13 protein-coding genes are annotated in these 13,678 nt (G+C 73.7%); 9 read left to right on the plus strand and 4 right to left on the minus strand.

Annotated elements, in window-relative coordinates:
• The first annotated feature begins 19 nt into the window (after positions 1-19).
• The 6 genes from J2S46_RS37550 to J2S46_RS37575 all read left to right on the plus strand — a co-directional run bounded on the left by J2S46_RS37550 (position 20) and on the right by J2S46_RS37575 (position 5,846).
• A complete protein-coding gene (locus tag J2S46_RS37550) occupies positions 20-1,141 on the plus strand; it encodes a TIGR03364 family FAD-dependent oxidoreductase (RefSeq protein WP_191291624.1) in 1,122 nt (373 codons plus the stop codon).
• Positions 1,142-1,161: 20 nt separating this feature from the next.
• A complete protein-coding gene (locus tag J2S46_RS37555; protein ID WP_191291623.1) occupies positions 1,162-1,845 on the plus strand; it encodes a phosphonatase-like hydrolase in 684 nt (227 codons plus the stop codon).
• Positions 1,842-3,011: an ABC transporter ATP-binding protein gene (locus J2S46_RS37560; protein WP_191291622.1), complete on the plus strand. Its 1,170-nt coding sequence runs from the start codon at positions 1,842-1,844 to the stop codon at positions 3,009-3,011. Before J2S46_RS37555 ends, J2S46_RS37560 begins: the two co-directional genes overlap by 4 nt.
• Complete coding sequence (locus J2S46_RS37565; RefSeq protein WP_191291621.1) at positions 3,004-3,921, plus strand: 2-aminoethylphosphonate ABC transporter permease subunit; 918 nt, start codon at positions 3,004-3,006, stop codon at positions 3,919-3,921. Before J2S46_RS37560 ends, J2S46_RS37565 begins: the two co-directional genes overlap by 8 nt.
• The gene (locus J2S46_RS37570) at positions 3,908-4,705 is read left to right on the plus strand and encodes an ABC transporter permease (RefSeq protein WP_191291620.1); all 798 of its coding nucleotides are present in this window, start codon (positions 3,908-3,910) and stop codon (positions 4,703-4,705) included. The genes J2S46_RS37565 and J2S46_RS37570 overlap by 14 nt, the downstream gene beginning before the upstream one ends.
• Before the next feature lie 76 nt (positions 4,706-4,781).
• Positions 4,782-5,846, plus strand: coding sequence for a 2-aminoethylphosphonate ABC transporter substrate-binding protein (locus J2S46_RS37575; protein WP_191291619.1), 1,065 nt, complete (start codon positions 4,782-4,784; stop codon positions 5,844-5,846).
• Positions 5,847-5,956: 110 nt separating this feature from the next.
• Here J2S46_RS37575 and J2S46_RS37580 read toward each other — a convergent pair whose 3' ends face one another.
• Positions 5,957-6,922, minus strand: coding sequence for a substrate-binding domain-containing protein (locus tag J2S46_RS37580; protein WP_191291618.1), 966 nt, complete (start codon positions 6,920-6,922; stop codon positions 5,957-5,959).
• 262 nt (positions 6,923-7,184) lie between these two features.
• Here J2S46_RS37580 and J2S46_RS37585 point away from each other — a divergent pair, with 262 nt between their 5' ends.
• The gene (locus J2S46_RS37585; RefSeq protein ID WP_191291617.1) at positions 7,185-7,778 is read left to right on the plus strand and encodes a DinB family protein; all 594 of its coding nucleotides are present in this window, start codon (positions 7,185-7,187) and stop codon (positions 7,776-7,778) included.
• Between the two features lie 80 nt (positions 7,779-7,858).
• Here J2S46_RS37585 and J2S46_RS37590 read toward each other — a convergent pair whose 3' ends face one another.
• A complete protein-coding gene (locus J2S46_RS37590) occupies positions 7,859-8,224 on the minus strand; it encodes a darcynin family protein (protein WP_191291616.1) in 366 nt (121 codons plus the stop codon).
• Between the two features lie 74 nt (positions 8,225-8,298).
• Positions 8,299-9,192, minus strand: coding sequence for an NAD(P)H-binding protein (locus J2S46_RS37595; protein WP_191291615.1), 894 nt, complete (start codon positions 9,190-9,192; stop codon positions 8,299-8,301).
• Between the two features lie 104 nt (positions 9,193-9,296).
• Between J2S46_RS37595 and J2S46_RS37600 the strand changes: the two genes are divergently transcribed.
• Both J2S46_RS37600 and J2S46_RS37605 read left to right on the plus strand, forming a co-directional pair.
• A complete protein-coding gene (locus J2S46_RS37600) occupies positions 9,297-10,280 on the plus strand; it encodes a LysR family transcriptional regulator (protein ID WP_191291614.1) in 984 nt (327 codons plus the stop codon).
• Between the two features lie 100 nt (positions 10,281-10,380).
• The gene (locus J2S46_RS37605; protein ID WP_191291613.1) at positions 10,381-12,597 is read left to right on the plus strand and encodes a TerD family protein; all 2,217 of its coding nucleotides are present in this window, start codon (positions 10,381-10,383) and stop codon (positions 12,595-12,597) included.
• 210 nt (positions 12,598-12,807) lie between these two features.
• Here the strand turns inward: J2S46_RS37605 and J2S46_RS37610 are convergent, their stop codons facing one another.
• A complete protein-coding gene (locus tag J2S46_RS37610) occupies positions 12,808-13,605 on the minus strand; it encodes a class I SAM-dependent methyltransferase (protein WP_191291612.1) in 798 nt (265 codons plus the stop codon).
• Positions 13,606-13,678: the final 73 nt, after the last annotated feature.

Raw genomic sequence — 13,678 nt, forward strand, 5'->3', positions numbered from 1 at the left:
CGGACCAACTCTGTTCCCCGTGCGAATCATCATTGTTGGAGCAGGCGTCCTGGGCAGCATGCATGCCTGGCACGCAGTCGAACGCGGCCACGAGGTCGTCCACATCGAGCGCGAGTCGCAGGCCCGCGGCGCCTCGGTACGCAACTTCGGCCTGGTCTGGGTCGGCGGCCGGGCGGGCGGGGAGGAGCTGGCGACCGCACTGCGGGCCCGCGAGCTCTGGGAGGAGATCGGCGCCCGCGTCCCCGGGCTCGGCTTCCGCGGCAACGGATCGCTGACCGTCGTCCGGACCGAGGCCGAACTCGCCGTTGCCGAGCAGGCCCTGAAGCTCCCCGACGCCGAGGCCCGCGGTCTGCGGCTGCTGGACGCCGAGGAGACCCGGGCCGCCAACCCCGCGCTGCGCGGCCGGCTGCTCGGCGCCCTGTGGTGCGGCCGCGACGGCGCCGTCGAGCCCAGGGTCGCGCAGCCCGCCCTGCGGGCCGAGCTGGAGCGCTCGGGCCGCTACACCTTCCTGCCCGACCGGGAGGTGCGCGAGGTGGTCGGCCCCGCGGCCGTGCGCGACGACCGGGGCCGGACCCACAGCGGCGACGCCGTGGTGCTCTGCACCGGCGCGTGGCTCGGCGGCCTGGTCCGCGAGCTGGCCCCCGAACTGCCGGTCCGCCGGGTGCGCCTGCAGATGATGCAGACCGACCCGCTCGGCGAGCGGCTGACCACCTCCGTCGCCGACGGAGACAGCTTCCGCTACTACCCCGCCTACGCCGGCAGCGCCCTGGACACCCTCGCCGCCGTCCAGCCGCAGGAGGCCACCGCCGCCGAACACAGGATGCAACTGCTGATGGTGCAGCGCGCCGACGGGGGACTGACCATCGGCGACACCCACGAGTACGAGCATCCCTTCGGCTTCGACGTGGTGGAGGAGCCCTACGAGCACCTCGCCACCGTCGTCGCGGACCTGCTCGGCCGCCCGCTGCCCCGGATCCGCCACCGCTGGGCGGGCGTCTACGCCCAGTGCACCGACACCACCCGGGTCGTCCACCGCCAGCAGGTCGGTGACGGGACCTGGCTGGTCACCGGCCCCGGCGGGCGCGGCATGACCTGTTCCCCGGCCATCGCCGAGACCACCGCCGACATCCTCGGCCTCTGAAACACCACAGGAGCTCAACCATGCACGACATACGACTCGCGGTCCTCGACATGGCCGGTACCACCGTCGCCGACGACGGCCTGGTGGAGCAGGCCTTCGAACGGGCCGCCGCCGGCCAGGGCGTGACGGCGGGCGGCGCCGAGCACGAGCGCATGCTCGCCCACGTCCGGGCCACCATGGGCGAAAGCAAGATCACCGTGTTCCGCCACCTCTTCGGTGACGAAGGCCGTGCCCAGGCCGCCAACCGGGCCTTCGAAGCCGCCTACCACGACCTGGTGGACAGCGGCCGCTGCAACGCGCTGCCCGGCGCCGCCGAAACCGTGGACAAGCTGCGCGGAGCCGGCATCAAGGTCGCCCTGACCACGGGCTTCTCCCGGATCACCCAGGACCGCATCCTCGCCGCCCTCGGCTGGCAGGACCTCGCGGACCTCACCCTCTGCCCCGCCGACGTCGCCCGCGGCCGCCCCTACCCGGACATGGTGCTCACCGCCCTGCTGCGCACCGGGACGGACGCGGTCCAGCAGGTCGCGGTCGTCGGCGACACCGGGTACGACATGCTCACCGGCCGCAACGCCGGGGCCGCCGTCGTCGCCGGGGTCCTCACCGGCGCCCACCGCGAGGACCGGCTGCGCGCCGGCGGCGCCACCCACCTGCTGCCCTCCATCGCCGAACTGCCCGCCCTCCTGTTCGAGGGGGAGCGATGACGGCCGCCGCCGGCGCGAGCCCGGCCCTCACAACGGCGCCCCCTGCCGCGCCCACCCCCGGCGCCGCTCCGGACACCACCGGGACGGCCCGGTCCGGCCTGCGGTTCCAGGACGTCACCGTCGCCTACCACGGCACCACCGTGCTGGACGGCTTCACCCTGGAGGTGGCCCCGGGCGAGGTGGTGGCGCTGCTCGGCCCCAGCGGATCCGGCAAGACCACCGCCCTGCGCACCGCCGCCGGCTTCACCACGCCGCTGCGCGGCCGGGTGCACATCGGCGGCCGCGACGTCACCGACCTGCCGCCGTACCGGCGCGGCATCGGCATGGTGGTGCAGCAGTACGCGCTCTTCCCGCACCTGCGGGTCGAGCAGAACGTGGCCTTCGGCCTGAAGGCGCACAAGACCCCCCGGGCCGAGATCGCCGGGCGGGTGGCCCGCGCCCTGGAGATGACCGGGATGGGCGGCTACGCCCGCCGGTACCCGCGCGAACTCTCCGGCGGCCAGCAGCAGCGGGTGGCCATCGCCCGGGCGCTGGCCATCCGGCCGGACGTCCTGCTGCTCGACGAACCGCTCTCCGCACTGGACGCGCAGCTGCGCTCCGGCATGCTCGCCGAACTGGCCCGGCTGCACCGCGAACTGCCGCACGTCTCCATCCTCTACGTGACCCACGACCAGCTGGAGGCGCTCACCCTGGCCGACCGGATCGCGGTGATGAAGGACGCCCGGCTGGTGGACTGCGACACCCCGCGGCGCTTGTACCGGCGGCCCGGCGACACCTTCACCGCCGCCTTCGTCGGCCAGGCCAACCTGCTGCCGGTGACCGTCGAGTGGCACGACGGCAGCGTCTCGCTGGGCGGCACCGCGCTGCGCGGTACCCCGTCCGCGGGCCTGGCCCCCGGCGACGACGCCGTGCTCTGCATCCGCCCGCACCTGGTACGGCTCGGCGCCGAGGGCGACCCCGGCGCGCCGGCCGGCACCGTCGCCGACGTCCAGTGGCGCGGCGCCGGCCACCGGCTGCTGGTCGACCTGGACGCCGGCCCCCGCCTCACCGCCGACCTCGGCGAGCTGCGCGTGCCGCCGCTGCCCGGCGAGCGGGTGACGCTCCGCTTCGACCCCGAGGACGCCGTGGTGCTCCCCGCCGCCGGAGAGGACCGCAGGGATGGCTAGCGCCCTCTTCGAGGCACCCGTCCAGCCACCCCCGCCGGCCTCCGCCCGGGCGGGCCGCCGGTCGCGGTCCGCACCCGGGTGGCTGTGGGCGCTGCCACCGCTGGTCGGGCTCGGCCTGGTCTTCCTCTACCCCCTGGTGCTGGTCGGCTGGCAGTCCGTCTCGCCCGACACCGGCGGGCACTCGCTGGCGGCCTGGTCGGACGTGCTCGGCTCGACCGCGTTCCACCGGGCGCTGCGGACCACCGTGTGGGTCGCTGCCGGCTCCACCGTCGGCTGCCTGCTGCTGGGCTTCTACCTGGCATGGGTGATCGCCTTCGTGCCGTTCCCCGGTGCCCGGCTGGTCGGCCGGTTCATCGACCTCTTCGTCGCGCTGCCGTCGTTCCTGATCACCCTGTCGCTGGCCTTCATCTACGGCAGCGCGGGCGTCGCCAACGGCGCCTGGACCGGGCTCACCGGCAGCCACCACACCCTCTTCGCCTTCCTCACCACTCCCTGGGGCGTCCTGCTGGCCGAGATCACCTACTTCACCCCCTTCGTCATGCGGCCGCTGCTCGCCGCCTTCTCCCAGCTCGACACCGCGCAGATCGAGGCGGCCGCCTCGCTGGGCGCCCGGCCGGGGCGGATCGTCCGTCAGGTGATCGTGCCCGAGGTGCTGCCCGCGCTGGCGGCCGGCGGCAGCCTGGTGCTGGTGATGTCCCTCAACCAGTTCGGCATCGTGCTCTTCACCGGCGCCAAGGACGTCACCACCCTCACCCTGCTGGTCTACAGCCGAGCCGTGCTGGAGTCCGACTACCCCGCCGCCTGCGTGATCGCGGTCGTCAACGTCGTCCTCTCGGTCACGCTCTACTCGCTCTACCGGCTCTGCCTGCCCCGGGCCGGCAAGGAAGGAGGCAACCGTGCTGGTGCATAGCCGGGCCGCCCGCCTCGCCCACCGGACGCTGTTCCTGCTGCTGGTGGTGCCGGTCTTCGCGCTGCCGCTGCTGATGGTGGTCGGTGCCTCCTTCGCCGACCGGTGGGACGGCGCCCTGCCGTCCGCCTTCACCGCCGCCCACTACGTCGACCTCGGCCGCGGCCAGTCGCTGGACGCCCTGGTCACCAGCCTCAGCACCGCCCTGGTCGCCGGCCTCGCCGCACTGACCGTCGGCGGCTGGGCCGCCCTCGCCGCCCGAGGCACCGGCCGCCGACTGCGGCAGCTGCTGGACGGGCTGTTCATGCTGCCGCTGGCGGTGCCCTCGGTGGTCGTCGGCCTGGCCCTGCTGGTCGCCTTCTCCAAGCCGCCGCTGCTGCTCAACGGCACCACCACCATCGTCCTTCTGGCGCACACCGTGCTGGTGACCTCCTTCGCCTACCAGTCGGTGCGGGCAGCGATCGGCCGTCTCGACCCGGCGCTGGAACAGAGCGCGGCCGGTCTCGGAGCTCCGCCGGCGCAGGTGCTCCGGCGCGTCACCCTGCCGCTGCTGCTGCCCTCGCTGACCGCCGCCTTCGGCCTCTGCTTCGCCCTGTCCATGGGCGAGTTGAGCGCCACCATGATGCTCTACCCGCCGGACTGGCTGCCGCTGCCGGTGCGCATCTTCGCCGCCACCGACCGCGGCGCCCTGTTCACCGGCGCGGCGCTGGCCGTGGCCCTGATCGCCAGCACCCTGGTGGTCCTCGCCGCCACCGCGCGGCTGCGCACCCGGGCCTCGTACCGCTGAGCCGCGGCCCCGCCGCCGATCTCCCGTTCCCGTCCGGTGCCCGGTCACCGGACGCCTCCAGAAATGACACCCCGCCATGAACGCACGTCCCAGACCGCTCACCGCCGCGCTCACCGTCCTCGCCCTCGGCGGGTCGCTCGCCGCCTGCTCCGGGTCCTCCGCGCAGTCCGGCGGCGATGCCAGGGAGGTCACCGTCTACAGCGCCGACGGCCTCAAGGCCGAGGACGGCAAGGGCTTCTACGACCAGGCCTTCAAGGACTTCACCGCCGCCACCGGCATCAAGGTGAACTACGTGGAGGGCGGCTCGGGCGAGATGGTCCAGCGCCTGCTCCGCGAGAAGTCCAACACCAAGGCCGACCTGGTCGTGACGCTGCCGCCGTTCATCCAGTCCGCGGCGGGCCAGGGCCTGCTGGAGAACTACCGCCCGGCCGGCTCGGACAAGGTCGCCGACGGCGACAAGGACCCGGCCGGCGCCTGGACCTCCGTGGTGAAGAACTACCTGTGCTTCATCTACAACAGCAAGGAGGTCGACGCACCGCCGAAGACCTGGGACGACCTGCTCGACGGCAAGTACCGCGACAAGCTGCAGTACTCCACCCCCGGGGTGGCCGGCGACGGCACCGCGGTACTGATCAAGGCCATGCACGACTTCGGCGGCATCCGGGGCGCCACCGACTTCCTGGGGCGGCTGCAGAAGAACAACGTCGGGCCGTCCTCCTCCACCGGCCAGCTCGCCCCCAAGGTCGACAAGGGTGAACTGCTGGTCGCCAACGGCGATGTGCAGATGAACTTCGCCAACCGGTCGGCCATGCCCAACCAGGCCATCTGGTTCCCGGCGGCGAAGGACGGCCGGCCCAGCACCTTCTCGCTGCCCTACGCCGCGGGCGTGGTGAAGAACGGGCCGCACCAGGCGAACGCCCGGAAGCTGCTGGACCACCTGCTCACCCAGGAGGTCCAGCAGCAGGCCACCACCCTCGCCGGCGGCTTCCCCGCCCGTACCGACGTCACCCCCGCAGGTGAGAACGCCGCCGGGCTGAGCCGGCTGCTGGACGGGGTGGAGATCTTCACACCGGACTGGAGCGACATCGACGCCAACCTGAAGTCCTACGTGGGTGCCTGGAAGCAGGCGACCGGCAGCTGACGGCAGGCCGGCCGGCGCACACCGGGGCGTCGGCCGGCCGTCGGCCTGTCGTGTCGTCAGCCGGCCCGTGTGCCTGTCGTGCCGTCAGCCAGCCCGTGAGCCCGTGCCCGTCAGCCCGCCGGCGCCGGGCCGGTGGAGCCGCGGACGACGAGTTCGGTGGCGAGTTCGACGTGCAGGGCCTCCACGGTGTGCCCCTCCATCAGCCGGGTCAGCAGGCTGACGGCCATCCGGCCGAGCTCCTCCAGCGGCTGGCGGACGGTGGTGAGCATCGGGACGGTGCTGCTGCTCAGGTAGACGTCGTCGAAGCCGGTGATCGACAGGTCCTCCGGGACGCGCAGGCCGCGTTCGTGCGCGGCCCGCAGGGCGCCGACGGCCGCCTTGTCGTTGAAGGTGGCCAGCGCGGTGGGCCGGTCGGGCAGGTCGAGCAGCCGGCCGGCAGCGCTGTAGCCCCAGTCGCTGGTCGGCTCGATGCTGCTGACCAGCTCGGGGGAGACCAGGACGCCCACCTCGGCGAGCGCCGAGGCGTGCCCGGCGAACCGGGAACTGCTGGCGAGCCAGTCGCCGGGTCCGTTGATCAGCCCGATCCGCCGGTGGCCGAGGGCCACCAGGTGGGCGGCGACGTTCCGGGCGCCGGTGAAGTGCGAGGCGGAGACGGCGGCGATGTCCCGGGGGACGGGCGTGCGGGGATCGACCACCACGAACGGGAAGTCGCGGGCCCGCAGCGCCTCCAGTTCCTCGCCCTCCTCGGTCGGCAGGATCAGCAGCGCCCCGGCGATCTCGGGCCGGTCCGGCAGGTCGGCCAGCACCCGGCTGTCCTTCGCGGCCCCTCCGGCGTTGAGGATCAGCTGCCGTCCGTGCAGGTCCAGGGTCTCGGCGATCGAGGACACGATGATGCCGAAGTAGTCGGTGAGCAGGTACGGGCAGCGCACGAACACCGCCCCGGGGCGGGCGGGGGTGCGGCCCGCCCCGGGGCGGGCGGGGGTGCGGCTGCGGGTGCCCGGGGCGGCGCCGAGCCGCTCGATCGCCTGCCGGACGGTGTCGCGGGTCCGGTCGGCGACCAGCGCCTGCCCGTTCATGACCCGAACGTCAACTTCAACACGGGCACGAACGTGTCCGACGACCCAGACGCCGCCATGAACTGCCGCCCCGGTGGCGGTGGCTGGTCGTTGGAAGGGCTCGACTCGGCGTTCCGGCCCCTGGGTGGCTGAGCCTGGACCGCAGGCAACCTGTCGCCGACGTCCGCGGCCGCCGCGGGTCGACCGTCCGCCTCGTGCGCCGGTCGACCGCCTCAGCAGAAAAGCCGGTGATCGGACCGGCGTCCAGCGGCAGAATGGCGCCATGACTGAGTCCGATCCCAAGGTTGTCCTCCGCCTCTACCTGCAGTTCGCCCGCGACGCCCTGGTGTGGAAGCTGGACGGGCTCTCGGAGTACGACATCCGCCGCCCGCTGACCCCGACCGGCACCAACCTCCTCGGTCTGGTCAAGCACGCCACCGGGGTGGAACTCGGCTACTTCGGCGCCACCTTCGGACGTCCGGCCGCCGGGCCGCTGCTCTCGGCGGCGGACGACGCCGAGCCGAACGCGGACATGTGGGCCACCGCCGACGAGTCGCGTGCGCAGATCGTCGAGGGGTACCGCCGGGCGTGGGAGCACGCGGACGCGACCTTCGACGCCCTGGAGCTGGACGCGGTGGGCCGGGTCCCCTGGTGGCCGGCCGGGCAGGACGACGTGACCCTGTTCCATGCCCTGGTCCGGGTGATCGGCGACACCCATCGGCACGCCGGCCATGCCGACATCGTGCGCGAACTCATCGACGGCTCTGCCGGGATGAGCCGGAACAACATCGGCCTGGCGTCCGAGGACCCGGCCTGGTGGGAGAGCTACCGGGGCCGGCTGGAGCAGGTGGCCAAGGAGGCCGACGGCCGCGGGTAGCGCTCGCGCGGCCGCCCTCCGACCGGGACCGGGCGGAGGGCGGCGACGGCATCGGCCCGCTCGCGCGGCTGGGCGGTGCGTCAGGTGGCGATGGTGGCGACGGGTTCGAGCCCGTAGGTGCGGGCGTAGCCGTTCTCGGTGCCGACGAGGAGGTCGACGACCTCGAAGTAGCGGTCCCAGAAGGGGGTTTCGCGCAGGGCGTCGATGAGGAGCTGGTAGCCGTGGTGGTCCTCGGCCTCCCACATCCAGACGTCGGTGACCCGTGCGGAGTAGAACTCCGTGTCGAAGAAGCGTGACCGGACACCGCTGGTCCTGGCCTCGATGGCCGGCAGGACCTCGGTGGTGAAGGCGTCCACCCGTTCCTGGACGGTCAGGGCGAGCCATTCGGGTGTGGTCTTGACCAGCATGAACGCCGTGACCGGGGGTGCGGTCAGGTCGGTGGGCATCAGGGTGTCTCCGAACTGGGGCAGTGGTGGACCGGGACAGTGCTCCTGGGCGGCCGGGTGCCGCGTGCGGGGTTTCAGGAGAGGACGGCGGGCTTGAGAGTCCGGGCGCACCACTGCTCGAAGCCGGTCGGCGACCCGGTCTCCGGGGTGCGGGCGACGCCGGCGTCGAGGCCTTCGTCCTTGGCCCGCTTCATGTCGACGATGCCCTGGACGAATTCCGCGTTGAGGCCGTAGCCGACGAGGGTGCTGTACATCTCGTCGAGCGGCCGGCGTTCGTAGCGGACGGGACGGCCGAGCTGTTCGGTCATGATGCGGGCCGATTCGTTGGGGGAGAGGTCCCGCGGCCCGAGGACCGGGACGTCGGCGGCGCCGGTCCACGAGCGGTCCAGCAGCAGGCGGGCGGCGGCGGCCGCGATGTCGGCGACCGCGACGAAGGGGGCCTTGCGGTCGGGGTCGACGACGTCGGTGAAGAGGCCCTGCTCGCGGATCGAGTCGGCCTCCTCCAGGAGGTTCTCGAAGAAGGACGGGTTGGCGAGGGCCCGGTAGGCCACGCCCGCGCCGGCGATGAGGTCGTCCATGGCGAGGGAGGCGGTGACGAGGCCGGCCCGGGCGGCGAGCGGGGTGCCGCGGCCGAGCGCGGAGACGCCGACGACGTGCCCGACGCCGTGGGCGGCGAGCGCCCGGACGGCGGGACGGGTGAAACCGGTCCAGGCGTCCTGCGGGGCGAGGGAGGAGTCCGGGGGGACGAGCCAGAAGACGGCGTCCGCACCCTCGAAGGCCCGGTCGAGGACCTCGGCGTCGCCGTGCGAGCCGGTGACCACCTCGACGCGGCCGCGCGCCGTGTCCGGCAGCCGGGCGGGATCCCGCACGATCACGCGCAGTTCCTCGCCCGCGGCGGGGGCGGATTCCAGCAGCAGGGCGAGCAGGTGGCGGCCGATGTTCCCGGTGGGAGCAGTGATGACGATCATGAAAACCTCTTGGGTCGTGCCGGTTCGGTACGTCCCTCATCCTGCTGAGGACCTCCGCGATGCCACAATGGGAACTTCAGCACGGAATCATTGACTGAAATGGAATGATGCTGGTGAGCAGCCCTGATCCGGTCATCGACGCCAATCTCGCCATCGCGCTGGACGCTCTGCTGACGGAGCACAGCGTGACCCGCGCCGCCGCACGGCTGCACACCTCGCCCGCCGCCATGAGCCGCACCCTCGCCCGCCTGCGCCGCGTCCTCCAGGACCCCCTGCTGGTCCGGGCCGGGCAGGCGATGGTGCCCACCCCGCGCGCCCAGGCCCTGCGCGAGGAGGCCGCCGCGGTGGTACGCAGCCTCGGAGCGCTGCTCAGCCCCGGCGCGAGCGTCGACCCCGCCGGCCTCAGCAGCACCTTCACCCTCCAGGCCGCCGACCTGGTCGGCGCGGCACTGGCCCCCGGACTGCTGCGACTGGCCCGGCGGGAGGCGTCGGGCGTCTCGTTCCGGATCCGGGCCGAGGAGTTGGAGGCCGGCCCCGCCCTGCGCGACGGCCGGATCGACCTGGAGATCGGGTCCATCGACCACGTGGACCCGGAGACCCGGGTCGAGGAGCTGGTCGGCCTCCGCATGGTGGCGGCCGTCCGCCCCGGCCATCCGCTCACCGAGGGGCCGCTGACCCCGGCCCGGCTCGCCGCCGCCGAGCACGTCGCGGTCAGCCGCCGGGGCCGGTTCACCGGCCCCCTCGACACCGCCCTCGCCGCGCAGGGCCTGCACCGGCGGGTCGGCGTCGTCCTCCCCAGCCACCTGGCCGCGATGACCCTCGCCGCCCGCACCGACGTCGTCTGCCTGGTGCCCGCCGCACTCCCCGGCGCCGCCCCCTCACCCCTCACCCACGACGCCGGCGCCCTCGGACTGCGGCTCCTCGACATCCCGCTGGACCTGCCACCACTGACCATCGGGATGGCCTGGCACCCCCGGAACACGGCCGACGGAGCCCACCGCTGGCTCCGCGCCGCCGTCCGCCGCACGCTCCGCACTGCGACCGCGGCCGCGGCAGTCACGGTGGCGGACGCAACCGGCCCCGAGTAGCAGGACAGCCCTCCCGGCGGAGGAGCCCGCGCCGGCCCGGTGCCGGCCGGGCTGCGAAACCCGCATGCGCCGGGCCGGCGGGGTCTGGGATCATCACCGGATGCTCCAGCGTCTCGAATCCATGGTCGTCCGGCACACCCGCCGCGTCCCCGCCCCCGCCGGCCCGGCTGCCCCCGCCGGACCAGCCGCCCGCGCCGGAACCACCGGGGCGGTCGGTCAGGGAGCCACCGCGGCACGGCAGTTCGACGCCGCGCTGATGTCCGTCGGCTTCAAGCTCTCGGCCGACCTGCTGGAGCAACTCGCGGAACTCGACGAGGACACGGTCAGGGACACCGCCACGCGCACCCTGGCCACCGTCCGCGAGATCGTCGGCGACCACGTCGCGCACAACGCCTACTTCGTCGACTTCCCGGCCAACGTCCCGGACACCTTCGACTTCTGGACGCACTGCGTCACCGAGGCGCTCGCCGACGACGCGTCCCGCGCGAGCACCGCCGACCAGCTGCGCACCGGCGTGCTCGACCTGCTGACCCTCCCGGCGTACGGCAACTACCGGCACACCTACGCCGAACTGCTCGCCGCGCACGACGAGCTGATCGCCGCCGCGGGCGACCGTCTGACGGTCCTGCACCCGGGCGGCCCGCCGGAGGAGGAGGTCACCGCCCTCTACCTGGCCCTGGCGGGCAGCACCACCCCGCTCGGTGAGGAGCACCTGCGCGACCTGCGGGTGCTCGCGGAGCACTGTGCGAGCGGTCCCCAGCCCGAGGCGATCCCGATCCGGGAGAACCGCGCGCTCGTCAACCTGGCCCGCCTGGACACCGGCGCGGACCTCCTGCTGGACACCGTCACCGACGTGCTGCGGCTGGCCTGCGCCCTGTCCGACGGCGATGTCACCCTGCTGGAGCGGACCCGGTTCCGGTCGCTGTCCCGCCCCGTCCGCCGCGCCCTGCTCGCCGGGCTCGACGCGGTGGTGGCCGCCGCGCCGGCCAAGCTCGCCGACGTCACCGCGCACCGTGAGGCCTTCAAGCGCCTCGGCGAGCGGCTCCACCCGCACGAGTACCCGCGCTGGCCGCACGCCGCCGAGGTCTTCGCCGTCGCCCGCGGCGAGTCGCAGGCCCGCACCTTCGACAGCCGGGTCGAGGAACTGCTCGGCGCCGGCGACGTCACCGGGGCGACCAGGCTGCTGGCGGGCGCCCCGGGCAAGCTGTTCCGCGCGCTGGACCGCCTGCTGCGCGCCTGCCCGGGCCAGGACGAGCGCGACGCCGTGCTGGCCGCGGCCGAGCAGGCCGCCCCGCAGGTGGCCGGCCGGGTGCTGCTGTCCGTCCGCGAGCACCTCCACAACCGCACCGACGAACCCGGCGGGACCCGCGTCTTCGTCAACCGGCTCGGCCGCGCCTGGGTCGCATCCGACACCCGACCGGCCGTGCCGCCGGACGAGCGCAAGCGCCTGATCACCGCCCTGGACGCCGAGACGCGCCGCCGCCTCCCGGCGCCGGGGCACCTGCTGATCGACCCCGACGTCCTCGACGTGGCGCTGCCGCTCAGCGGCAAAGCGACGGCCGCCGGCCTCGGGGTGCTGCCCCGCGGTTCCCTCTCACCGGTGGAGGGGGACCTGCTCCGCTTCTTCGTCCACTGGAAGCAGGCCGCCCGCACCACCGACTTCGACCTGTCCGCGCTGCTCCTGGACGCCTCGTACGGGACGCTCGGCTGGCTGTCCTACACCGCGCTCACCCAGGTCGAGGGCGAGCACTCGGGGGACATCACCGACGCGCCCGAGGGAGCCTCGGAGTTCATCAACCTGCGCCTGGGGGCCGTCCGCGGCGACTTCATCGTCCCCCAGGTCAACATCTTCTCGGGCGAGGGCTTCGAGGAGGTCGAGGAGTCCTTCTTCGGGTTCATGCTGCGCGACGGCGACCAGCAGGGGCGTCCCTTCGAGGCGCGCACCGTCCGGATGAAGTCGGAGCTGCGCGGACAGGGCCGGGTGGCTCTGCCGCTGGCGTTCCTGCGCGGCCCGGACGGCGGCTGGCGGGCGAAGTGGCTGCACCTCCACCTGAAGGGCAGCCCCAGCTCCAACCGGGTCGAGGGGAACCGGGTGTCGGTCGCCACGCTGCTGCGCGGCATCGTCGAGCGGGAGTACCTGACGGTCCGCCATCTCGCGGACCTGATGGCCGGCGCCGGCACCGTCGTCACCCGCTGGGACGGCGCGTCCGTTCCGGACGGCCCGGTCACCTACATCGGGTTGGAGCGGCCGGCGGGTCTGCCCCCGGGCTCCGTGGTCGTCACTCCGGAGAATCTCCGCGACCTGATCCCCGGCTGACTGCTACCGTAGGACCCGGCGAGGCCATGAAGGGGCTTCCTTCTCACACCTCCAACGTTAGTCCCTTCGCTTTCCTCGCCCTCGACTTCGCGCCGGGGCGCCGTTACGGCACCCCGGCGTCGTCGTTGCCGGGGCCGGGGAAGGCACCTCTCGATCCCCGTGGGTTTTCCCCGCCGGTCGGGCCGTGGGAGCAGGGCCGGCCCTGCGATGTCAGGCGAGACGCTCGGCGGTCATCAGTTCCGTCAGGTAGCGCTTGGTGATGCTGCCGCCGTAGCGGTGGTCGATGAGGTCGGCGATGCCCGCCAGCAGCCCGGTGCGGGCCGGCGCGGGCAGGGCCCGGTGCCCCGAGTAGGTGCGCAGCACGTCCAGGTACTCCCGGCTGGAGTAGGTCAGGTCCCACTCGTAGCGCCGGACCTCCACCGGACCGAAGCGCCCCGAGCCGGCCAGTTCGGCGTCGTCCGGGGCGATGTCCGCCGCCGGGGACAGCCGCAGGCCGGGCGGCGTCGCCGGATCGAAGTGCTCGTAGAGCGGCTGGACGTCGGCGAAGAACTCCTCACTGCCGCCCTTGACGTGACGGGTGGAGACGACGGCCAGGAGGCCGCGGGGCCGCAGCGCGTCGGCCGCCCTGGCCGCCCGTACCGCGGGATCGATCCAGTGGAAGGACGTCGCCGCGAACACCAGGTCGAAGGGGTCCGGCGGCAGCGGCCAGTCCTCGAAGGCACCGACCACGACCTGCGCGCGCGGATACGGCGTCAGGTTCCGCCGAGCCACCCCCGCCATCTCGGGGCCGAGTTCGACGGCGGTGAGTCGGGAGCCGGTCGCCGCCAGCGGGACGGTCGCCTGGCCGGTGCCGCACCCCAGCTCCAGGATCCGGCACTCCGGGCCGAGCGTCACGAGGCCGGAGAGGTCCTCGTACATCCGGTTCGGGTAGCCGGGGCGGGCCCGGTCGTAGAGCTCGGCATCTTCGGTGAACGTGGCGCGGAGCCGTTCCCGGCTGGTCTCGGTCATGAATCGTGGACCCTACCTTCGGGACGCCGGATTGTCGCCGGTATGCCGGGCGGAGGCGGGAGCGCCGGACTGA

The sequence above is a fragment of the Kitasatospora herbaricolor genome (assembly GCF_030813695.1).
Classification (GTDB): Bacteria; Actinomycetota; Actinomycetes; order Streptomycetales; family Streptomycetaceae; genus Kitasatospora; species Kitasatospora herbaricolor.